Source organism: Nocardia sp. NBC_01388, from assembly GCF_045040085.1.
Classification (GTDB): Bacteria; Actinomycetota; Actinomycetes; order Mycobacteriales; family Mycobacteriaceae; genus Nocardia.
In genome coordinates this window covers 1,354,060-1,376,036 of the sequence record NZ_CP109553.1, presented here as the reverse complement: position 1 = coordinate 1,376,036, position 21,977 = coordinate 1,354,060, and the positions used below count along the sequence as shown (strand labels likewise).

16 protein-coding genes and 1 pseudogene are annotated in these 21,977 nt (G+C 68.0%); 11 read left to right on the top strand and 6 right to left on the bottom strand.

Annotated elements, in window-relative coordinates; all coding sequences use genetic code 11:
* Positions 1-240: 240 nt before the first annotated feature.
* The 8 genes from OG716_RS06340 to OG716_RS06305 all read left to right on the top strand — a co-directional run bounded on the left by OG716_RS06340 (position 241) and on the right by OG716_RS06305 (position 10,256).
* Complete coding sequence (locus tag OG716_RS06340) at positions 241-1,515, top strand: hypothetical protein (RefSeq protein ID WP_405136761.1); 1,275 nt, start codon at positions 241-243, stop codon at positions 1,513-1,515.
* A complete protein-coding gene (locus OG716_RS06335; RefSeq protein ID WP_405136760.1) occupies positions 1,512-2,480 on the top strand; it encodes a glutamate ABC transporter substrate-binding protein in 969 nt (322 codons plus the stop codon). Before OG716_RS06340 ends, OG716_RS06335 begins: the two co-directional genes overlap by 4 nt.
* A 6-nt stretch (positions 2,481-2,486) precedes the next feature.
* Entirely contained in the window at positions 2,487-3,668 is a 1,182-nt protein-coding gene (locus tag OG716_RS06330) for a hypothetical protein (protein WP_405136759.1), read from the top strand.
* Entirely contained in the window at positions 3,665-6,043 is a 2,379-nt protein-coding gene (locus OG716_RS06325; protein WP_405136758.1) for a tetratricopeptide repeat protein, read from the top strand. The genes OG716_RS06330 and OG716_RS06325 overlap by 4 nt, the downstream gene beginning before the upstream one ends.
* Positions 6,040-7,158, top strand: coding sequence for a protein phosphatase 2C domain-containing protein (locus OG716_RS06320; protein ID WP_405136757.1), 1,119 nt, complete (start codon positions 6,040-6,042; stop codon positions 7,156-7,158). Before OG716_RS06325 ends, OG716_RS06320 begins: the two co-directional genes overlap by 4 nt.
* Complete coding sequence (locus OG716_RS06315; RefSeq protein ID WP_405136756.1) at positions 7,155-8,447, top strand: vWA domain-containing protein; 1,293 nt, start codon at positions 7,155-7,157, stop codon at positions 8,445-8,447. Before OG716_RS06320 ends, OG716_RS06315 begins: the two co-directional genes overlap by 4 nt.
* A complete protein-coding gene (locus OG716_RS06310; RefSeq protein WP_405136755.1) occupies positions 8,447-9,115 on the top strand; it encodes an FHA domain-containing protein in 669 nt (222 codons plus the stop codon). Before OG716_RS06315 ends, OG716_RS06310 begins: the two co-directional genes overlap by 1 nt.
* A gap of 85 nt (positions 9,116-9,200) precedes the next feature.
* On the top strand, positions 9,201-10,256 hold the full coding sequence (locus OG716_RS06305; protein ID WP_405136754.1) for a phosphatidylinositol-specific phospholipase C: 1,056 nt from the start codon (positions 9,201-9,203) through the stop codon (positions 10,254-10,256).
* A 279-nt stretch (positions 10,257-10,535) separates the two neighbouring features.
* On the opposite strand, the gene OG716_RS06300 is transcribed toward OG716_RS06305, so the two are convergent.
* The 3 genes from OG716_RS06300 to OG716_RS06290 form a co-directional block, all read right to left on the bottom strand.
* Positions 10,536-11,771 (bottom strand): MFS transporter, encoded by a 1,236-nt coding sequence (locus OG716_RS06300; protein WP_405136753.1) that lies wholly within the window; start codon positions 11,769-11,771, stop codon positions 10,536-10,538.
* Between the two features lie 182 nt (positions 11,772-11,953).
* Positions 11,954-14,335, bottom strand: a complete 2,382-nt coding sequence (locus OG716_RS06295) for a beta-glucosidase (protein WP_405136752.1) — start codon at positions 14,333-14,335, stop codon at positions 11,954-11,956.
* Positions 14,332-15,183, bottom strand: coding sequence for an alpha/beta fold hydrolase (locus OG716_RS06290; RefSeq protein WP_405136751.1), 852 nt, complete (start codon positions 15,181-15,183; stop codon positions 14,332-14,334). Before OG716_RS06290 ends, OG716_RS06295 begins: the two co-directional genes overlap by 4 nt.
* Before the next feature lie 147 nt (positions 15,184-15,330).
* Here OG716_RS06290 and OG716_RS06285 point away from each other — a divergent pair, with 147 nt between their 5' ends.
* Both OG716_RS06285 and OG716_RS06280 read left to right on the top strand, forming a co-directional pair.
* Positions 15,331-15,966 carry a TetR/AcrR family transcriptional regulator gene (locus OG716_RS06285; protein ID WP_405136750.1) on the top strand — a complete coding sequence of 212 codons (636 nt, stop codon included), beginning with the start codon at positions 15,331-15,333 and terminating at the stop codon, positions 15,964-15,966.
* An 80-nt stretch (positions 15,967-16,046) separates the two neighbouring features.
* Entirely contained in the window at positions 16,047-17,651 is a 1,605-nt protein-coding gene (locus tag OG716_RS06280; protein ID WP_405136749.1) for an FAD-binding protein, read from the top strand.
* An 88-nt stretch (positions 17,652-17,739) separates the two neighbouring features.
* Here the strand turns inward: OG716_RS06280 and OG716_RS06275 are convergent.
* A pseudogene (locus tag OG716_RS06275) lies at positions 17,740-17,916 on the bottom strand (aldo/keto reductase); the annotation flags it as partial.
* 19 nt (positions 17,917-17,935) lie between these two features.
* Entirely contained in the window at positions 17,936-18,643 is a 708-nt protein-coding gene (locus tag OG716_RS06270; RefSeq protein WP_405136748.1) for a GNAT family N-acetyltransferase, read from the bottom strand.
* A gap of 259 nt (positions 18,644-18,902) precedes the next feature.
* Between OG716_RS06270 and OG716_RS06265 the strand changes: the two genes are divergently transcribed.
* Positions 18,903-19,355 (top strand): hypothetical protein, encoded by a 453-nt coding sequence (locus tag OG716_RS06265; protein ID WP_405136747.1) that lies wholly within the window; start codon positions 18,903-18,905, stop codon positions 19,353-19,355.
* A gap of 46 nt (positions 19,356-19,401) precedes the next feature.
* On the opposite strand, the gene OG716_RS06260 is transcribed toward OG716_RS06265, so the two are convergent.
* Complete coding sequence (locus OG716_RS06260) at positions 19,402-21,894, bottom strand: ATP-binding protein (RefSeq protein WP_405136746.1); 2,493 nt, start codon at positions 21,892-21,894, stop codon at positions 19,402-19,404.
* Between the last annotated feature and the right edge of the window lie 83 nt (positions 21,895-21,977).

The following is a 21,977-nucleotide window of genomic DNA, read 5'->3' as shown; positions in this document are numbered from 1 at the left end:
AATTAGCTGTGACGAATGGTGTCTGGCGTCACATTTGGTGAACCAAGTGTTGTGCCACAACGTTTCCCGGCTATTACGCACGGTTAAATCTGGATCTCACGGTCCGTTCGACATCGGCCGAGTATGCGAAAAGCATGACTCGGCAATGCAATTCCAACTGGTCGGAACTCGATCGACACAACCGGGCGAGCTCCCGTACCATCGCCCTACGGGGAGATGAGCCGTTGAACGGGGGCAGGGGTGCGCAGGAGTCGTCTATCGACGACCGTCCGCAATGCAGCGGGATGGGCGCGACGTTTCGCGCGCACCGCACCGGGCGTTCTGAGTGCGGTGGTCGCCGGACTCGTCCTGATTTCACTGGTCACCGGTCTGGTGTGCGTGAATCAGCTGGGCGAGAAGCAGACTCGGCGTGATTCGGTGCTGCGGCATACCGAACCGCTCGCCGATGCGTCGCAGCGTTTGTATGTCGCACTGTCCGCGGCCGATGCGGCCGCCTCCACGGCCTTCCTCTCCGGCGGCATCGAATCACCGGGGGTGCGCACGCAGTACCGGCAGGCCCTGGCGGACGCGGCGGCGGCGCTCGCCGATGCCACCACCGGCGCCTCCGATACCCAGACCCGGGAGATCGTGGCGAGTATCGCCGCCGAGCTGCCCTCCTATACCGGGCTCGTGGAAGCGGCCCGGGCCAATAATCGCCAGGGGCTGCCGGTGGGCTCGGCGTATCTGCGGCAGGCATCGGTGCTCATGCAGCATTCGGTGCTGCCCAATGCCCAGAAGCTGGAACAGAATCGGGTGGCGCAGCTGCGCGCGGACCAGCGCGATATCTCCACGCTGCCACTACTGAGCGTCGCCCTGCTGCTGGTGCTGCTGATCGCGCTGATCGCCGGATCGGTGGTGCTGCTGCGCCGCACCAACCGCCGGTTCAACCTCGGCGTGACCATCGCGGCAGGCGCGGCGGTGCTGGCGCTGTTATGGATCGCCGCCGCGAGTATCACCGCGACCGGCGTCATCGACACCGGACCGGCGGGGGCCACCGTGCGATTCGAAACCCTTTCGCGGGCAAGGATTCTCGCGCAGCAGGCGCGTACCGAGGAGACGATGCAGCTCATCACCCGCAGTGATATCGATGCCAGCGAGGACATCTTCACCACCGAGTCCACCGAGTTGCAGACGCAGCTGCTGACCGTCGTCGCCCCGCAATCGGCTGCGCCACAGGCTTTCTCCAGCTGGCAGGCCGGGCATCGCGCCCAGCTCACTTCGAATCGGAACAATGACTACAACGGCGCCCTGCGCCAGGCCATCGGCACCGATGCGGCCGGATCCGCCTTCCGCTTCGCCGCACTCGACGATTCGCTGCGCGCCGAACTCGACCGAGCGCGGCAGCAGGTGCGCGATGATGTGGACGCCGCCGGCGACGCCTTCATCCTGAGCCCGTTCGGCACCCTGGTCCTGCTGCTCGCCGCGGCCGTCGCCATCGTCGTCGGAATTTGGCCGCGACTACAGGAGTTCCTGTGAGCACGCGCTTTCGAATGCTGCTGCTCGCAGGCGTCGCGGTACTCGTCACCTCCTGCAGTGCGCACGCCCCCGGCTCGCAGTCCATGCAACTGCCCGCCGAGACACTGCTCCCGCCGGGCGCCACCCAAATCACCAGCCCGCCGGATCAGCGCAGCGATACCTGCGATGCCAATGCGAGTCTGCGTCCGAGCGCCCAGCCGCGTCCCGGGGAAATGCCGGACGGGTCGACCATGGCGGCCATCCTCAAACGCGGGACGCTGCGCGTGGGCGTGGACCAGAATTCCTTCCTGTTCGGCTACCGCAATCCGGCCGACGGGCAGATCGAGGGCTTCGATATCGATATCGCGCGCGAGATCGCCCGCGATGTCTTCGGCGATCCGGCCCGCGTCGAATTGCATCCGCTCGACTCCGCGCACCGCCTCACCGCACTGCAGGGCAAGCAGGTCGACATCGTGGTGGAGACCCTCACCCCGACCTGCGAACGCCGCCAGAGCATCGAATTCTCCTCCGCCTACTTCGTTTCCGATCAGCGGCTGCTGGTGCCGAAGAACTCCGGCATCAAGTCCTCCGCGGATCTGGCAGGCAAGAAGGTATGCGGCGTTGTCGGCACGATTACGCTCAATCCGATCCTCGCGCTCCCGCAGCGGCCGACAGTGATCGGTATGAGCAATTGGCTCGACTGCCTCACCGCCCTGCAGCAGGGGCAGGTGGACGCGGCCAGCACCGATGCCCCGATCCTCTACGGCCTCCTGCAGCAGGATCCGAATTTGCGGATGGTCGGCGACGCGCTGGCGCAGGACCCGTACGCGGTCGGGGTGCAGCAGGAGACGAAGGATCTGGTGCGGTTCGTCAATGGCGTGCTCGAACGGATCCGCGGTGACGGGACCTGGCAGCGCCTGTACAACAATGAATTGGCCGCGCTCGGCCCCACGCCCGGACCGCCCGCACCCCGGTACATCGGGTGAGCGGCGATGACCGAGAATCCCCTGCATATTCTCTCCGTCGCCGAAATCGACCGCGATATCGCCGCGCGGGAACGCGAGCTCGACGCCATCGCCGCCACTTTGTATGACCTGGACAAGCATTCGGGGCTGGTGCTGCTGCGCCGCTTCCCGCCCACCGGGGTCACCGCCCAGCGCTGGGCGCCGGCGCAGGAGGCGCTGGACCTGATGTGGGAGGACTTCGGCCGGCTGCGCACGATTCTGGATCAGGCCCATGCCGCGCGCACCCGCCGCCGGCTCGACGCACTCGATCGCGAGGAACTCACCGTTCTTTTGCGCGGGCAGCCGATGGAGGTGGCCCGCACCGCGATTCCGCTGGCGCAGCGCACCTTGATCGGGCCGCGCGAGCAGGTGGTGCATATCGGCTTCACCGAACTGGTGACGCGGATGCGGGCCGCCTTCACGCAGATCGTCGAGGTGCTCGACGCGGTCGAGGCGGTGAACAGCCGGGTCATGACCGATCTCGCGCCGGTGCGGGCGGAGCTCGGGCGGATCGGTACCGGCGCGCCCGAATTACGTTCCCTCACCGCCGATATCGACGATCTCAGCACCCGCGCGACCGCCGATCCGCTGACCCTGGCCCCAGCCGAGATCGACCGCCGGCTCGCCGAGATCACCCGCCGCATGCGGGACGCGGAGGTGCTGCGCCGCGAGCTGGCCGCCATGGCCACGGACCGGGATGCGACGGTTACCCGTATGCGCACGCAGGTGCAGACACTGCGCACGACCTGCGAGCGGGCGCACCTGGCCCGCCTCGCGGTGCAGCGCACCATTCTCACCGGTCCGCTGCCCGAACACCCCGACAACAGCGCGCAATTCGATGCGCAATTGTCCGCACTGGCGGCCACCGCGGGCGATCCCACCGCGCTCTGGGAATTGCGCGGCCGCATCGCCACCGCGCTGACCACCGCCGCCGAGTCCGAACAGCTGGCCCAGGGTCTGCTCGATCGCCGGGCCGAACTGCGGGGGCGACTGGCGGCCTACAGTGCCAAGGCCGCGCGCCTCGGTGTCAGCGAGGAGCGAGAGGTCCTGGCCTCCCACCGGATTGCCGCCGGACTCCTGACCCGTAAGCCGTGCGATCTGGCAGCCGTCACCCGGGCCATTACCGACTACCGGCAGCTCATCGCTCAGAAATCGGGGAGACGACCGTGAACTGCACCGAAACCGGCTGCACGGGAACGATCCAGGACGGTTACTGCACGGTGTGCGGCACCGCACCGGCACCCGGCGGCGAGCTCTCGCCGAACGTGCCCGACGGACCGCTGCTGTGCGCGGAACGCGGATGCGGAGGCAAGGTCTCCGACGGCTACTGCGAAATCTGCGGCACCGCGCCCAGCGCGGCGGCCACGCTCGTGTCCGGCGGGCAGAGCAGCCGGAGTATCGCTGGCTCCCACTCGCTTTCGGTCGGCGGGTCCCGGCGCGGCAGTGTGCGCTCGGTGCGGACCGGGACCGGTTCCTCCGGCGGCACGCGCGGACGGCTCGGCGCGGGCATGGTCACGGTGCCGCCGGTCGCGCCGATCGATCCGTCCGCGGCGGTCATGGCCGATCCGGTGGTGTCGGAGCAGCAGCGGTTCTGCGGTAAGTGCGATCGGCCGGTCGGGCGCAGCAGGGGCGATCAGCCCGGGCGCACCGAGGGCTTCTGCGGGCACTGCCGCACCCGATTCTCCTTCACGCCCAAGCTGGTTCGCGGCGATGTGGTCGGCGGGCAGTACGAGGTGCTGGGGCCGCTGGCGCACGGCGGGCTCGGCTGGATCTATCTGGCGCTCGATCACAAGGTCAACGGGCGGCCGGTGGTGCTCAAGGGCCTGCTCAATACCGGTGACGCGGACGCCATGCGGGCGGCGGTGGCCGAGCGGCGTTTCCTGTCGCAGGTCGATCATCCGAATATCGTGCGCATCTACAACTTCGCCGAGGATATCGGCGCGGATGGCGAACCGGCCGGGTACATCGTCATGGAATACGTCGGCGGCACCTCGCTCAAACAGCTGCTGCGGCGCCGGCGCGACGCGGAGGGCGTGTGGCTGCCCGCCGCACAGGCCATCGCCTACGTCCTGGAAATGCTGCCGCCGCTGGGCTATCTGCATTCGCGCGGGCTCGCCTACTGTGATTTCAAGCCCGACAATGTGATGCAGACCGAGGAGCAGCTCAAACTCATCGATCTGGGCGCGGTCATCGCCATGAGCGATGAGCACAGCGCCATCTACGGCACACCCGGCTATCAGGCGCCGGAGATCGCCGAGACCGGGCCGACCGTCGCCTCCGAGGTCTACACCGTGGGCCGCACGCTGGCGGTGCTGCTGCTCAAGGTCCCGCAGGAGAACGGGCAGCTGGGCCCGCTGCCGAGCCCGGAGACCGAGCCGCTGCTGGCGCGGTACGAATCGCTGTACCGATTCCTGCTGCGCGCAACACATCTCGATCCGCAGGAGCGTTTCAGCGGCACCGAGGAGATGACCGATCAGCTCACCGGGGTGCTGCGGGAGGTGCTCTCGATCGACGACGGCCGCGCCCGGCCGGGCCTGTCCGCCCGCTTCGGACCGCCGCGCGGAGTCTTCGGAATCGGCGATGCGCTGCCGGATGATCCCGGCAAACTCATTGCGGCACTGCCGGTTCCGATGATCGACCCCAATGACAGCGGGGCCGCGCTGCTGGCGAGCACCAGCGCGGTCACCCCGGTGGATCTGGAGCGCGAGCTGACAGCGGGACTGCTCTCGGTGGTGACCGGCAAGGACGAATCGGTGGAGATTCCGCTCCGATTGATCCGCGCCGCACTGGAATTCGGTGACGCCACCGACGCCCTGCGCCGGATCGACGAGCTGGAGCAGACCCTCGAAGGCGATTGGCGACTGATCTGGTTCCGCGGCCAGGCCATGCTGCTGCGCCGCAATTGGTTCGCGGCCGCAGCGGAATTCGATGCGCTCTACACCGCGCTGCCCGGCGATCCGGCGCCCAAACTGGCCCTGGCCGTCACCTCGGAGCTCCTGGCGCGCAATGGTGACGAACCGGATCCGGAGCCCGCACTGCGCAGCGCCACCAGGTATTACGAGTTGGTGTGGCGCACCGACCACTCCTATACCAGCGCCGCGTTCGGGCTGGCGCGGCTGCGACGTTCGGCCCGCGACCGCGACGGCGCGGTCACCGTGCTCGATCAGGTGGACCCCGCTTCGGCGGTGCACACCGAAGCGGGTGTGGCGGCTGTGGATACGCTGCTGAGCGTGGAACGCCCGGGCGAGCTCACCGAACACCTGCTGCGCGATGCCGGCGGGCGGATCGAGCGGCTCACCCTGGATTCCCGACGCCGGGCCGCACAGGCCCGGCTGCGCGTACTCGAGGCGGCGCTGCACTGGCTGCACCTGGGACGCGTACCCACCGATCACTCCCCGCTACTGGGGGTGACACTCGATCTACAGGGGGTGCGTACCGGTTTGGAACGCTGCTATCGCGATCTCGCGCACGAAACAGATGACATGTGGGAGCGCATCGCCCTCGTGGAGCAGGCGAACACCATTCGCCCGAGGACCACGCTGTGACCGCCCGCTGCCCGGCCTGCGGCACCTTCGCCGCGGTGAGCGATCGCTTCTGCGAGGAGTGCGGGCGACAGCTCGGGATCCAGCGCATCGCCCTGCCGCCGACCGCCGCACCGACGGCGAACAGCGACAATACGCGGCCGACAAGTCTGGTGCGCCCCGCCGTCGCCACCGTGCAGCGCTACACCGGCACCACGCTGACCTACGATTCGGAGGCCGCGCCGGCCTGCCAGGGTTGCGGCGGTGAGAATTTCGACGCCGACGGTTTCTGCCTGGTCTGCGGGCAGCGCGGTCCGGAGCACGATCGGTTCGAGGCGGATCTGGGCGCGGTCGCACTGGTCACCGATCGCGGAAATGTGCACGCGCACAACGAGGATGCCGTCGCCGTGGCCGTGCTGGACAGTTCCAACCCCAGCACACCCCCGGCCCTGATCATCGCGGTCTGCGACGGGGTCTCGACCTCCGAGGATCCGCAGGCGGCCTCGGGCGCGGCGGTACGCACCGGAGTCGACGCCTGCCTGACGGCCCTGGCCGCGGGCAGTTCCGCCGAGGACAGCGTCATGGCCGGACTGCGCGAGGCGGCACAGGCGGTGCGCGATATCGGCACCGACGGAAGGTCCCCGTCGTGCACCTACGTCGGCGCGGTGGTGCAGTTCGACGAATCCGGCGGCGCACATCTGACCATCGCGAACGTCGGTGACAGCCGGGCCTATTGGCTGCAGGCGGACCCGGAGGGCTCACAGCGACTGACCCTCGACGACTCCCTCGCCCAGGAAATGGTGAATACCGGCGCCATGGACGCGGACAGCGCCATGGACAGCCCGCACGCGCATGTGCTGACCCGCTGGCTCGGCGCGGACGGCGAGCCTGAGCCGTGGTCGGATCATTGCGTGCGGACGCTGCACGCCCGTGCGCCCGGCGTACTGCTGATATGCAGCGACGGACTCTGGAACTATCTGCCCGAATCCCCGGCGCTGGCCGCGATCGCCACCGCCGACGCACCCATGCCCGCCGCGCGCGCCCTCGTCGAGTACGCGCTGGCCGCCGGTGGCAAGGACAACATCACCGTTGCGCTCGTCCCCGTTCCGTTCTCCGAGCAACCAGGAGAAGCACCATGAGTTCCCCTGCCGTCGAAGGCATTTCGATCAGCGTCGATCAGAACCCGTATCTGGCCGAGGGTGTGCGCACCGTGGACGCGGTGATCTCGGTGGAGACCACCGATGAGCTGATGGTCGCCGCGCCCCCGGCGGAGCGGGTCGAGATCCTGATCATCGATTGCTCGGGCTCCATGGGCTCGGGCGACAAGTTCGCGGGCGCGCGCAATGCCACCCTGGCGGCATTGCAGGTCATCGCCGACGGCACCCGGTTCGCCATTGTCGAGGGCACCGACAAGGCCGAGGTCGTCTATCCCCGCGACGGCGCCACCGCGGTGGCGGACAACAGGTCTCGCACCGAGGCCCGGCACGCGCTGGACAAACTGAAGCCGCACGGCGGCACCGCCATGGGCACCTGGCTCGGACTCGCGCGCATGATCGCGCAGCGGCATCCGAGCGCCATGGCGCACGCCATCCTGCTCACCGACGGCCGCAACGAACACGAGAAGCCACAGCAGCTCGCCGCGGAGATCAAAGCCTCGGAGGGGCTGTTCACCTGCGACTGCCGCGGCGTCGGCGCCGATTGGGAGCCCAACGAACTGCGGGCCATCGCGAGTGCGCTGCACGGCACGCTCGATGTGGTGCGCACGCCGGATCTGCTGGCCGCCGATTTCGCCGAGATGATGCAGACCTCCATGGCGAAGGCCATTCCGGAACTCACACTGCGGGTGTGGACACCGGTCGGGGCGACGGTGCGCATGGTCAAACAGGTGGATCCCTCGATCACGGACTTCACCGCGCGCCGCATCGAGACCTCCGCCCAGATCGGGGAGTATCCGCTGGGCGCCTGGGGCGCGGAGGAACGCGAATATCACCTGCAGATCGAGCTGGAGCCCGCCCCGCCAGGCCGCGAAAAGCTCGCTGCCCGAGTGAGTCTCGTGGCCGAGGGCGAGGTACTGGGGCAGGGACTGGTGAAAGCGGCGTGGACCACCGACACCGATCTCTCCGCGCGTATCAGCCGGCGGGTGGCCCACTACACCGGCCAGGCCGAACTGGCTGAGGCCGTGCAGGAGGGGCTGACGGCGCGCAAGGTGGGCGATCTGGCCACCGCCACCGCCAAATTGCGGCGGGCCGTGCAGCTGGCGAGCGAATCCGGCAACGAGAACACCGCGAAACTGCTCAAAGCCGTTGTCGAGGTGGATGATCGGACCGGAACGGTGCGGCTGCGGGCCCATATCGACGCGGCCGACGAGATCGCCCTGGATGTGCGTTCCAGCAAGACCGCGCGCGTTCGCAAGGAGAGCGGTTCGTAATGGCGACCTGTCCCGAAGGACATGCCTCGACGGCGACCGACTACTGCGATGTCTGCGGGTCGCCGCTGACAGCTGCCGCACCGGCGGGCGAAAGTCCGGCCGCTGCCACGCAACTCGGTCAGTGTCCGGCCTGCGGAGCGGCCGTCGACGGTCGCTTCTGTGAGGACTGCGGCCACGATTCGGCATTGCCCGCACCGGCGGCACCGGTCACTACGACGGTGAATCCCGCCGTGCCGGAGATCGATCCCGGTGGCACGGCGACGGCGTGGGTCGCGATCGTCACCGCGGACCTCGCGCACTACAACCGCATGCTCGCCCAGAACGGCCCCGATGTCGATCGGGTCGACTTCCCGGACTACTATCCCGCGCGCCGAATCCCGCTGCACGGCAGGGATATTCTCATCGGCAAGCACAGCACGACGCAGGGGTTGTATCCGGAGATCGATCTGGCGATCGCCCCGGCCGATATCGCCGTCTCGCGCTCGCATGCCCTGCTGCACCTGAACGGGGAGTCCGTCACGGTGACCGACCTCGGCTCCACCAATGGCACCTGCGTGAACGACAGCGCGACCCCGATTCCCGCCAAAACTCCCGTCCCGGTGCAGCCGGGTGACCGAATCCATGTGGGCGGCTGGACAACCATCACTCTCACCAGGGAAATTCACTGAACCGACGATCTTGGTCTCTTGTCCAAGTTAGGCTCCCCGCTCGATACGCATACTCGCGTTTCGGGCATGCAGAACGAGGGACCTGATGAGACTGACTCGCCGAGAATTCGTGCGCACCGCCGTGGCCGCCACCGCCGGAGCCGCGGTGGCCGGGCTGACCGCTGCCGGGGCACAAGCCACACCGTTGCCGCCGCGGCGCAGCGTGGGCGCCCCGCAGTCCTGGATGGGCACACTGCCTGACAGCACTTCCCTACTGCGGCTGACGATTCCGGGCACCCACGACTCCTGCTGCAATAACGCGCTGCACGGCACGCCCTGGGCCCAGACCCAGAACTGGGCGCTCCCCGATCAGTTCCAGCAGGGCATCCGCTTCCTGGATATGCGCCTCAACGGCTTGCAGGACCATATGAGCGATTCGTTCGGGGTCTACCACTCGTCGGCGTACCAGGGCATCACCTTCGACGGGGTGCTCGATGCCTGCCGAAACTTCCTGGCCCGCAATCCCGGTGAGGTCATCGTCATGCGCGTCAAGAAGGAGGACGGCACCGATAATGACGTCGGCGGCAGCTTCGAGCAGGTCTTCGACGGTTATCTCGATGCCAAGGGGTACCGGTCGCTGTTCTGGATCGGCAACCACGTGCCGACCCTCGGTGAGGCGCGCGGGCGAATCGTGCTGATCGCGCAGTTCGGCAATCAACTGCCCGCGCTGCAATGGCCCACCGGCGACAATGGGAATCTGTCGAACAACTACTTCTACCTCCAGGACCATTACAAGGCCAACGGACTGATGGGCATCGACTCCGGATCCGCCGGCGGGACAGGATCATTCGGCGGCGGGAAGACGATCGGCGGCACCGGCTCGGCCGATGTAGGGTCTTCCGGCGGCGACAAGTTCTCCTATGTCAGCAACTGCTTCGACAAGGCGGCCGCCGACACCGGCAACTCGCTGATGTACATCAACTTCACCAGCTACTCGGACAATGCCTGGCCCAGGGACAATGCCGATGCGATCATGCCGCAGGTGGAGCGCTATCTGACCGCGCACCGCACCCAGGCCGGTCACTTCGGCATTGTCCCCATGGACTTTCCGGACCTGTTCCCGAACGTGCTCGGGCTACTGCTGGAGAAGAACTTCCTCTGACCGCGCGGGATCCGGGGCCGGTGCGGCCAGCTCCCGGCAGGCCGCCAATGAAATGCTCGGCGGACTGGAAGCGGAGGGCCTGATCGAACGCAGTCCGCATCCCACCGATCGGCGCACCCACCCGATTCATGTCACCGAATCAGGGCGAAAACGGTGGGCAGCGGCGCGCATTGCGGTCGCCGCCCGGGAGGCCGAGTTGGAGGCGCGGTTCACGCCCGAGCAGCAGGCATCGATTCGCGATGGGCCGGAGGGGCCGGCCGAGGCCTGCGCCGAAACCGGTCAGCGCACCGAGCGAATGGGTACGACGGCGAGTGCGCCGAGTACCGACAGCACCCCGCCGAAGAGGAAGAGCGGAGCGTAACCGCCCAGGCTGACCACCGCCGAGGCGACAAACGGGCCGAGGATCTGCGGGGCCGCGTTCGCGATATTCAGCACGCCCATATCGCGGGCGGCGTCCTCCGCCTTCGGCAGCACCATGGTGACCAGGGCGGTATCGACCGCCATATAGCAGCCGAAGGCCACTCCGTTGACGGCCGCGAACGCCAGCATGCCCGGCCAGGTCGGGGTGATGACCGGAATCAGCTGTGCGGCAGCCGCAATGCCCGCGGACAGCCCGACGAAGAGCTTGCGGCGATTGAAGCGGTCGGAGAGCACACCGCCGACCACCGTCGAAATCGTCATGCCCACAGCCGAAATGCCCGTCAGCACCGCCACCGCGGTCGACGGCTTCAGATCATCGGGCAGGGAGATATGGTCCTGCAGAATGTAGAGCTGGTAGCCGACGACCGAGAAATAGCCGAGGACCAGCAGGAAGCGGCCGATGAAGGCCCAGCGGAAGTCGTGCTGCCGCAACACGCTCAGGAAGGCGCGGCCCTGATCCCGCAGGGACGCCGCCTTTTTGGCGGGCATACGCTGCTCGCGCGCACCGGCGGTGAAGACGACGGCGGCCGCCGCGACGAACACCCCGAGCACGAGGTAGCCGGTGCGGTAGCCGAAGGCCGAGGCCAGGCCGACACCGGCCACCGTTCCGAACGGCAGGCCGAGACCCACTGCCGCGGAAGCGACTCCACGACGTGCCAGCGGCACCCGGTCCGGAACCACCGAGGTGATGGCCGCCTGATAGATGTTCATGACCGCCTGACCCACACACCAGGCAATGGTCACCAGCAGCACGGTATTCACGCTGCCGAGCAGCGCCATGGCCGCGATCGCGGCCAGACCGCCACCGAGAATCCAGGGGTTGCGGCGGCCGGATCGATCCGACAGCGCGCCTGCGACGGGGTTGAAGATCGTGGCGAAGATCGCCGAAATACCCGCTACCAGACCGAGATTGGCGACCTTATCGGCCGCATCGATATGTTCGACCTGTAGTGGCAGCAGCACACCGCCGACGCCGGAATACATCGCGTACATGGCCGCATTGCCGAGAAACAGCAGGGGCAGCAGTCCACGGGTGGGCGTGCCGGCGGGAGCGGAATTGCCGCCGAGGGAGACATCGGCGTCCGATTGAGCCACGGTGAAATCCAAAGTGTGCGAGTGAAAGTGGATAAATAGTGCGCGGCTCCCCGTAGCCCCGGCGCGCTTGCGGCCGGGATCCATACCCGACTGCGGTCCAGCGGGTGCGGTGGATCCCGGCCGAAGCATGCCGGGATGACGGGATGGTTCCGGGCCCGTGGGTGCGGGCCCGGAACCGGTGATCAGGCGATCTGGGCGGTGAGGGGCAGGTCTGCGACCGAGGTGCCGATGTGCAGGGTGAAGGCGCCGGGTTCGACGACCCAGCCCTGATCGGTCCAGTGCTGGAACGAACGCTCCGGCAGATCGATGGTGGCGGTGACGGTTTCACCGGCGGCGGCCTCGACGAGGTCGAAGCCGGAGAGCCAGCGCACCGGGCGATCCACGGCGCTGCCGGGACGGGACAGGTAGGCCTGCACGACCTGGCGGCCGGTCCGGTCACCGGTATTGCGGACGGTGACCGTCGCGGTGTGGCCGGTCACGGTCACGTCCGACAGTTCCCAGGTGGTGTAGCCGAGGCCGTGCCCGAACGGATAGGCCGGCGCCACACCGGATTTCAGCCAGGCACGGTAGCCGATATGAATGCCCTCGGTGTAGGGCAGCGAATTGTCGGCAGCGGGCTTGGTATCGACCACCGGCACATCGGTCAGCGCCTTGGGCCAGGTGGTGGGCAGGCGACCACCGGGTTCGGCCGCACCGGTGAGCACATCGGCCAGGGCCGAACCGAATTCCTGGCCGGGGAACCAGGTCAGCAGCACGGCGGCGACATCGTCACGCCACGGCATCTCCACGGGCGAACCGGAATTCACCACCACGATGGTGCGCGGATTCACCGCGGCGACCGCGGCCACCAGTTCGTCCTGACGGCCGGGCAGGCGCAGATCCTTGCGGTCGAACCCCTCGGATTCGATCTGCTCGGTGGTACCGACCACCACCACCGCGACCTCGGAGGTGCGGGCCAATTCCACTGCGGCGGCGAACTCTTCGTCGGCGGCGCGGCGCGGGCGGCCGACCGCGAAGGTGAGACCCATGGCGGGCAGACCCGAATCCAGCACCGGGGCCAGCTCGATGAGCACGTCGAGCTCATCACCCTCGGCCAGCGTGCGCGTCACCCAGCGCTGCGGCGGATTCAGCAGCATCTCCACCGGATCGGCGCCGTCGGGCATGACGGTCTCGGTGAGCACGGTCTCGCCGTCGATATCCAGGCGCAGCTTGCCCACACCGGCGAAACCGATCCGCCACTCCCCCGCGGTATCGACGCGCAGCGTGCCGCGCAGTTCGAAGGACTTGGCCACCATGGCATTCGCATTGCCGAAGAGCATGAGGCCGCCCGCGGTGCGGTGCTCGGTATCGAGGACCTTGTCACCGTCGAGGTAGCGCAGCGACAGACCGGGGGCGCCGGTCTCCGGGTCGGTGACCAGAGCCAGCGGGACCGCGATCATATGGTCGTTGAGGTGCACACCCGGCGTGTACTGCACCGGCAGTACCGCGGACAGGCCCTCCAGCGGCGAAGTCGTATGCGCCGGAATGACTGTGGCGCTACCGCCGCCCATGAAGCGGGGCTCGGCCGCGGCCGCACCCAGTAGGGCGACCTGCGCGGGCTTGCCCAGCGGCAGGGTGCCGTCATTGGTGGCCAGCACCATGGCCTGGGCCGCCGCCTCCCGCACCAGGTGCTGGGCGGCTTCGTCGGTGAAAGCCGGTGGCTGCTGCGGGGTTCCGTTCAGCGCGCCGACACGAATGGCGAAACGCAATATGCGGCGCACCTTGTCATCGATGGCCGACTCGGGCACCTCGCCTGTGCGCACCGCCTCGACGAGGGGCGCGCCCCACAGCTCCCACGGGCCGGGCATGGCGATATCGGTGCCCTTGGCGGCGCCGCCGGTGGAACGCACCGCGGTCCAGTCCGACACCACCACACCGTCATAGCCCCACTCGCCCTTCAATGGCTCGTCCAGCAGGGCGTTCTCGGTCATGGTGGTGCCGTTGACCGAGTTGTAGGAATCCATGATCATCCAGGTGCCCGCCTGCACCGCCCGCTCGAACGGGTACAGGTACAGCTCGCGCAGCGTGCGCTCGTCGGCGATGACATCGGCCGTGAAGCGTTCGGTCTCGGAGTCATTGGCCACGTAGTGCTTCGGGCAGGCGCTCACACCGTGCGCCTGCACCGCGTCCACATAGGCCGCCGCGATCTCGGCGGTGAGCATGGGATCCTCGGAGAAGCATTCGAAATGCCTGCCGCCCAGCGGGGATCGGTGCAGATTCATGGTCGGCCCGAGGACCGCGTAGACATCCTTGCGCCGGGCCTCGGCGGCGATGAGCCCGCCGATGCGGCCGAGCAGAGCGCGGTCCCAGGTCGCGGCCAGCGCGGTGCCCGAGGGCAGACTCACCGAGGGGTCGCGCTCATCCCAGAGTTCACCGCGCACACCGGTCGGGCCGTCCGAGACCGGCATTTCGGCCAGGCCGATGCCGGTATCACCGGCGAAGCGGAAAACGCCCGAGCCGGAGATGAGCCGGACCTTGGCCGCCAGATCCAGCTTGGCGAGCAGGTCGTCGATGACGTCGTTCATGCCAGTTCCTCCCAGAAGTTCACCAGATCCGCCGACACGCGATCGGGAACGGTCTCATTGGGCACGTGCCCCGAGCCCGGATACACCGCGGTCCTAGCGTGCAACTGCTGCGCGAACTTCTCGTGGACGCTGGGGTCCCAGAGGTCGTTCGTGTCGCCGTAGGCGACCAGCAGCGGCACACCGGCATCACGCAGGGCGGTGGGATCGGCGAGCGGCGGCGCTTCCATGTTCTCGAGGATGCCGAGGATATTGGCCTTCTTGGTCTGCAGAATGCGCTGATGCAGGAATTCCATGCGCTCGGGCGACGGAAGCTGCCCGGCCGCGGTCATGGCGGCGCTCATCTGCTGCCAGATCGCTTCCTGCCCAGCGGTTTCCACGATCTGCGCGACGGCCTGCGGCGGCGGGAACTTGATGTCCTCGACCGAGGACGGCCCGGAGGCCAGCAAGGTGAAGCTGCGGAAGCGCTCGGGCCGGGCGACCACCGCGACGCGCGAGACGTAGCCGCCGAAGGAATGGCCGACGAGGTGGACCGGCGCATCCGGGGAGACCTGGCCGGCAACGGCGAGCAGGTCAGCGGTGAAGTCGTCCATGGTGTATCCGGCGATATCGTCCGGGCCATCGGACTGCCACTGCCCGCGCTGGTCGTAGGCGACCGCGCGATAACCGGCCGCGGCCAGCAGCGGGAGCATGTACTCGAAGTCCTCTTTGGAGCCGGTGAAGCCCGGCACCAGCACTACCGTGCCGCGCTTCTCGGTGCCGCTCGGCGGAGTGGTCTCCCATCCGGCGAGCGTGCCCGCTCCGCCCTGCAGCGTGATCGATTCGATCGGTGCTTCGGTGCCCTGAGTCATCGGCTGTCCTTCCTCGTACGGCCCTGTACGGCTCGCCCCGAGTCTGCCAGCGGATAACCCACTTACCGAGTGCTCACTCGGTACTGTGACAGTGTTGTTATCTAACCTGTCATCGCAGCTCCTGCGCCGCGACTAGTGTCGCTGCTCATGGCCCCGCACCCCCAACGCCGGCGACGGAGCGAGGATCGCCGCGAGCAGATCATCGACGAAGCCCTGAAGGCCTTCGCCGACAATGGTTATCACGGCGCGTCCATCGCCGAGATCGCCGCGCGCTGCGGGCTCTCGCAACCCGGTCTGCTGCACTACTTTCCGAACAAGGCGGCACTGCTGGCCGCGGTTCTGGACTATCGCGACCGGCTCGACTACGACCGCCTCGGCTTCAGTCAGCAACTTCGCGGCAAAGACGCACTGGAACGACTGGCCGTGCTCGTCGAACACAATATGCACGTACCGGGACTGGTCCGGCTCTTCACCGTGGTCACCAGCGAGGCGGTCACCACGGACCATCCAGCGCGCGACTGGGTGGTGAACCGGTATCGCACCTTCGAGACCGCGCTCGCGGGCGCGCTCGACGACGGCATTGCCGATGGCACCATCCGCACCGATGTGGACACGCGGGCCGTCGCCCGCCAGACCTTCGCCATGATGGACGGTCTGCAATTGCAATGGCTACTCGAACCCGACAGCGTCGATATGGCGCACCTGTTCCGCGCCTATATCGACGGGCTCATCGCACAGATATCGGCCCGATCGGGCCCGTCTCCCGGACCCGTCCTCCGATAGCATCGTGAACTAGAACGCGTTATAGTTCGCCTCGCTTGTCATGGGGTGGGCGTTCTTCGTTCTGGAAGGTGGTCGCAAAGGTGCGGACCTGGGATTCTTCGGCCGATGTCGTGGTGGTCGGCTACGGCGGCGCGGGCGTCGCGGCGGCACTGGCCGCGCGCGAATCGGGCGCGGACGTACTGGCCGTCGACCGGTTCATCGGCGGCGGCGCGACCGCGCTGTCCGGCGGCATCGTGTACGCCGGCGGCGGCACCTGGGTGCAGCGCGCAGCGGGGGTCGAGGACGATGTCGACAATATGCTCGCCTATCTGCGCGCCGAGGTCGGCGATGCGGTGAGCGAGCAGACGCTGCGCCGATTCTGCGAGGGCTCGGCGGCCATGATCGACTGGCTGACCGGGCACGGTGTGCCGTTCCAGCCGTCGCTGTGCCCGTACAAGACCTCGTACCCGACCGATGAGCACTACCTGTACTACTCCGGCAGCGAAAACTCCGGCGGTTTCCGGGAATTGGCGAAACCGCGGCAGCGCGGGCATCGCGCACACGGGCGGGGCGTCTCGGGCAAGAAGCTGTTCGGGCCGCTGGCGGCCTCCGCCGCGAAGCACGGGGTGCGGACGCAAACCGCCACCCGCGCAACCGGACTCGTGGTCGAGGGCGGCCGCGTGGTCGGCGTGGAGGCCATCACCCTCGCCGGCGCCTCCGAGGCGGTGCTGAAGCGATTCACGGCGCTGGCCAAGATCTCCGCGAAACCCGGTGTGTACCACCCGGGTTTGCGGCAACTCGTGCAATCGCAAATCGATCGGATGGAGCGCCGCTACGGTGTGCCGGTGCGCATCGAGGCACGGTCCGGCGTCATTCTCGGCACCGGCGGCTTCATTGCCAATGGCGCGATGGTCGCACGCCACGCCCCCGCCTACCCGTGGGCCGAGGGCCTGCCGCTCGGCACCGCCGGCGACGACGGCAGCGGCATCACCATGGCCGAGGCGATCGGCGCGGCCACCGGCAAGATGGATGCCATGTCGACCTGGCGGTTCATCGCGCCGCCGAGTGCGTTCTTCGGCTCGATCGCCGTGGATGCCAACGGCCAGCGCATGATCGACGAATCCCGCTACGGCGCGGCCATGGGCGCGGCGATCGCCACCAGCCCCGGCAATCGGGCCTGGCTGCTGCTGGATTCGGAACTGGTCACCGAATCCCGCAGGCAGATCGGGCCGCAGTCGGTGTGGTTCCAGCGCATGCAGGCCGAGCGGCTCATGCGGCTGAACCCGATCACCGGTAAGTCGATCGAGGATGTCGCGGCCCGCGCGGGCATCGAACCGGCGGCGCTGCGCAAAACCGTGGACGCGCACAATCGTGCGATCGAGGAGAACCTGCCCGATCCGATGGGCAAACCGGCCGATATTCGCCGCCCGCTGCGCAGCGGGCCGTTCCAGCTCCTCGACATCTCCTTCAAGGCCAAGCTGACCTACCCGATGCCGATGCTCACCCTCGGCGGCCTGCTGGTCGATGAGGACACCGGCGCGGTGCGCACGACCGACGGCGGCACCATTCCCGGACTGTACGCGGCGGGCCGGGCCGCGGTGGGCGTCTGCTCCAACTCCTACGTCAGCGGACTCTCCCTGGCCGACTGCGTCTTCTCCGGCCGCCGGGCAGGCGCGCACGCCGTACAGGCGCTGAGCACTCGCTGAGCTGAGCGGGGCCTCCACACACCAGCATTCGCCGGCCCCGCCCACCGGGGTAGCCTCGGATCCAGCTTTGCCGCAGGCGCTTTCGGCTTGCCGTCAGGATGATCTCGCGCGGCGTCGCGAACGCGTAGTCGGTGCCGAACTTCTGCCAGAGACCGAAGGAGAAGGCGGGCAGATCGAGGCCGGAGTTTCCGGTGCGGCGGTAGGGGATCCGCTCGTACCGATCCGGTGCGGCGGCGTAGGTCAGCTCGAAGAGGCCGTGGCTCATCGGTGATTTCGCTTCCGTGTCAGGGCGCCTGGACCAGGGTCAGCTGCCCGCGTTTGCGGAGAGTGAATCCCAGCGTTTCGTAGAGACTGATCGCCGTCGTGTTGTGCGCGACGGCATGCAGGAACGGCGTCTCACCACGCGCCCGAATCCCCGCGCCGACCGCCCGCACCAGACGACTGGCCAGACCCCGCCCCCGGAACTCGGCATCGGTGCAGACGGCACTGATCTCGGTCCAGCCCGGCGGATGCATACGCTCCCCTGCCATCGCCACCAGTCGGCCGTCCACCCGCAGACCCAGATACGTCCCCATCTCGATGGTCCGCGGCGCGAACGGACCCGGCTCGGTACGCGCGATCAACTCCAGTACCTCCGGCACATCCGCCGCGGTGAGCACCTCGAGCTCCGGATCGGCGGCGACCTCGAGCCCGGTGCCGTCCATCTGCACCGAGCCGAACTGATCCAGCAGCGTCCAGCCCTCGGGCAGCACATGACCGTGCCCGCGCAGCGCGGTGACCCCACCCGGCCCGACCACCTCAGCCAAATCAGCCCAGTCCTGCTCCCCCAGCACCGGCGGATGCCCGACAAACCGGGCGACCTCCGGGTCGTACCGCCCGATCTCACCCACCCAGTGGGCGAACCGCCTGTGCTCACCACGCAACGACGCCCGCACAGGGTCGTCGAGCGGGTGCAGCGAGGTATCGACGTCGATGGTCGACTCCGTGGTCAATGCACACTCCTCCGCTAAGCGTCCGACCAGTGAACGTTAGTGAGGCGCACCAACTCGGGCATCGGGTTGCACTCACCGCGATTCCGACGCAGGGCGATGTCGCGTTCCGAAAAGCGCAGCGGCCCTTGTCAACCATGGGAAGGGCGCAACTCACTCGATGACACGTATTGCGATGTACCGTTATACAACGGCACGTTCAGAACGCGGATCCCCGCGCAGGTCGTGTCACAACCACCTATCGCACACAAGGACCATCATCATGTCTCTCACCCATCCCGCGCGGAAGTTCGTCGCCGCCTCCCTGCTCGCCTGTGCCTTGACCGCCGCGAGCGTATCGATCGCACCCGAAGCTCTTGCCGCACCTGGGGGTTCCTCCTCCGGCGGCACCCACAACGGGGGCGGGGGCACGCACAACGGGGGCGGCACACACAATGCACCCGGCGGACGCAGCACCACGAGCGGCGGGCACGGCACCACGAGCGGTAGCACCACTAACGGCGGCCGCTCGCCGCGGGCGGGCGCCACCAGCGGTTTCAACGACGACGGCGCCGGCTGGGGCTACGGGCACTACTACCGGTTACCTGAGGACGGCAATACCGACAATCGACGTGTCGGGGATCGCACGGTGGCCGGTGCGCCGAATTATTCGCCGGACAGCACGAGCCACCGCGCGCAGGGCTGCGAGATATCCCCGGAATGCGGCGAGCACTGATCACTCTCGCGAAGCCCGGAGAATCACTCTCGCGAAGCTCGGAGAATCACTCTCGCGATGCTCGGAGCGCCGGCGCATCCGGGCGGCGCTCCGCCGCGGTCCGCACGCGGTCGGCCAGTTCCGCCGGCACCTGCCGGATGATCTCCGTGCGGGAGGCGATGACCAACTTCTGCCGGATGCTCACCAGTTGCGCGTCGACGGTCCGCGTCGAACTGTGCCGAGCCCGGGCGATGGCACTGTTCGACCATCCGGCCGCGGCGTACATCGCCACATCACTTTCCGCTGGTGACAATGCATTCCAGCGGGAGGGCACCACCGCGGCGGCACAGGATTCGGGCTCCGGATTCAGCCCGAAACGCCGCAATTCGGCGAACTCCGGTCGCACCGTGGCGCCCTCGGCTTCCGCTGCCGCGTAGGCGGCAGCGCCCAGCACCGCCTCCGCCACCATCGCGGCGGGCTGTATCTCTCCCACGATGAGCGGAATGCTGTCGACCACCAGCCCCATGGCATCGTGGCTGACGCGCAGCGCGCCGATCAGCCGGGCCACCCGCGTGGCCGCGGTATTCAACTGTGCGGCCTCGGTTTTCCCCTCGACCAGCTGCTGCGCGAGCTGTGCCGTCGTCGCCGCGATCCGGGCGCCCACGGCCCAGGTCGCCGCCCACATATCACCTTCGAGCAGATGCTGTTCGAGGACCTCGTACGACATCACCATCGCCTCGTCGGCCCGGCCGTGCTTGGCCAGCGCGACCGACCGCGCGAGCAATGCCCAGCCGTAGGAGAGAGTGGATCCGGCCGCACTGGCCCGCACGATGTATCTCTCGGTATGGTCCAGCGCCTGCGCCTCGGTGCCGATGAACGCCGCGGCCATGGCGACCAGCATCGCGCTGACCTCCTCACCTACCGGATCACGGACGGCCGCGAACTTCCGGTAGGCGCGAACCAGCGCCGGGATGGCGCGCGGATCCCGGTGCAGCAGTAGCAGTTCGATGCCCCACAGCCATTCGGCGGCCGGCACCAGAACAAGATCCTCACCGGCCTCGCGCCAGGCACCCAGCGGACTCGGCCGCGTCACCTCGACACACTGGTCGAGCAGGCGCATCGCCTCCGCGCTGCGCCCTTCCCACAGCGCGATCCAGGCCATCACGGCCATCGCCCGGGTGCGCAGACCGGAGGGCTGCGGATCGAGACGGCGCGTGACCTCCAAGACGCGGTAGGTGACAGGCATGAGCGCGGTGCCGCCGAAAGTGACGAAGGGGACCCACATCCACAGCAGGGTCGCGAGTATCTCCAGACTCACGACCGCCTCGTCCGGATCCGCCAAGCCGCTCTCGATGCACATCAGCACGTCACCCCAGGACGCCTGCGCACCGTCCAGCCAGGTCCGCTCCTGCGGCTTGTTCCAGACGTATTGTCCCGCAACGATTTTGTCCCGGAAATAGCGGCGGTGCCGGATCACGGTACGCGCCGCGTCGTCCGGGTTCTCGCGCCGCAACCGCTCGCAGGCGAACACGCGCACGCTCTCCACCAGATACCACCGCATGGTGGCCGGTTCCAGATGCATGGATACCAGTGACCGCTCGGCCAATCGCTCGACCAGCGCAGGGATCTGCGCCGCGGGCAGCCGCTCGTCGGCGCACACCGCGACGACACCGTCGAGTTCGGCGCCATTGCGCAGCGACTGCTCGCCGGTGACGTAACCGGCGGCGAAGATCGACATGCGCTCGAGCAGGAGTTGCTCGGGCGCGCTGCACAATTCGAACGACCAGGCGATGACGTCGTATACGCCGCGGTGACGCGGATCCGCGCTCACCACCTGGCCGCGCGACCAGTGCAGGCGCTGATCCGCCGGATCGCCACTGAGCTCGCGCAGCACCATCGCAGGCGGATGGAATCGCAGGCGGGCCGCCGCCAGCCGGATGAACAGCGGGTTGTTGTCGACGTGCCGGCAGATCTGCTCGACCACGGCCATCTGGTCGGAGCCATTCCCGATGGGCCGCTCCAGGAGATCCGCTCGCCCGCAGAACAATTCGACCGACTGCCCGGCCGACAGCGGCGGCACCGTCACGATGTACTCGTCGTCCCATCCGATCGGCTCACGACTGGTGGCTACGATGGTCAAGCCCGGGAATCCCTCGATCAGCCGGGCGATCACGGCACGGGCGCTGTCGAGCACATGCTCGCAGTTGTCCATCACCAGGATTCGGCGCACGGCGGGGTCGCCGCTGAGAACGGTAGTGAGCATGCCGTCCCGGCGCTCAGCGGCCCAGGAGTCGACCCGGGTCGCGGACTCCACCAGATCCTCGATATCGGCGCCCGCGGGCAACTCGGCGAGGGACACCCAGAACACGGGCAGTCCCAGGCTCCGGTGCGCCTCGACCAGAGCCCGGGCAGCCAATCGCGTCTTGCCGATGCCACCCGGTCCGATGAGGGTGAGCAGCCGGGCACTGCGATCCAGCAAATCGCCGATCCGCGTCAATTCACGGCGCCGCCCGAGAAAACTCCCGGTGGCGTACATCTGAACGGTGCCAAATCCCGACATAGTCTCGGCAGGCTAGCGCATTGCCGGGGCAGGCGGAGGTCCTTGGCCCAGTAGATGATTCGCAGGAAGCGACAAGCAGCGAA

Excerpts from the sequence above, each read along its gene's own strand:
- OG716_RS06285 (WP_405136750.1), top strand. The coding sequence starts at position 15,331 with ATGGCCCCGCACCCCCAACGCCGGCGACGGAGCGAGGATCGCCGCGAG.
- OG716_RS06310 (WP_405136755.1), top strand. The coding sequence starts at position 8,447 with ATGGCGACCTGTCCCGAAGGACATGCCTCGACGGCGACCGACTACTGC.
- OG716_RS06330 (WP_405136759.1), top strand. The coding sequence starts at position 2,487 with ATGACCGAGAATCCCCTGCATATTCTCTCCGTCGCCGAAATCGACCGC.
- OG716_RS06265 (WP_405136747.1), top strand. The coding sequence starts at position 18,903 with ATGTCTCTCACCCATCCCGCGCGGAAGTTCGTCGCCGCCTCCCTGCTC.
- OG716_RS06295 (WP_405136752.1), bottom strand. The coding sequence starts at position 14,335 with ATGAACGACGTCATCGACGACCTGCTCGCCAAGCTGGATCTGGCGGCC.
- OG716_RS06305 (WP_405136754.1), top strand. The coding sequence starts at position 9,201 with ATGAGACTGACTCGCCGAGAATTCGTGCGCACCGCCGTGGCCGCCACC.
- OG716_RS06315 (WP_405136756.1), top strand. The coding sequence starts at position 7,155 with ATGAGTTCCCCTGCCGTCGAAGGCATTTCGATCAGCGTCGATCAGAAC.
- OG716_RS06290 (WP_405136751.1), bottom strand. The coding sequence starts at position 15,183 with ATGACTCAGGGCACCGAAGCACCGATCGAATCGATCACGCTGCAGGGC.
- OG716_RS06260 (WP_405136746.1), bottom strand. The coding sequence starts at position 21,894 with ATGTCGGGATTTGGCACCGTTCAGATGTACGCCACCGGGAGTTTTCTC.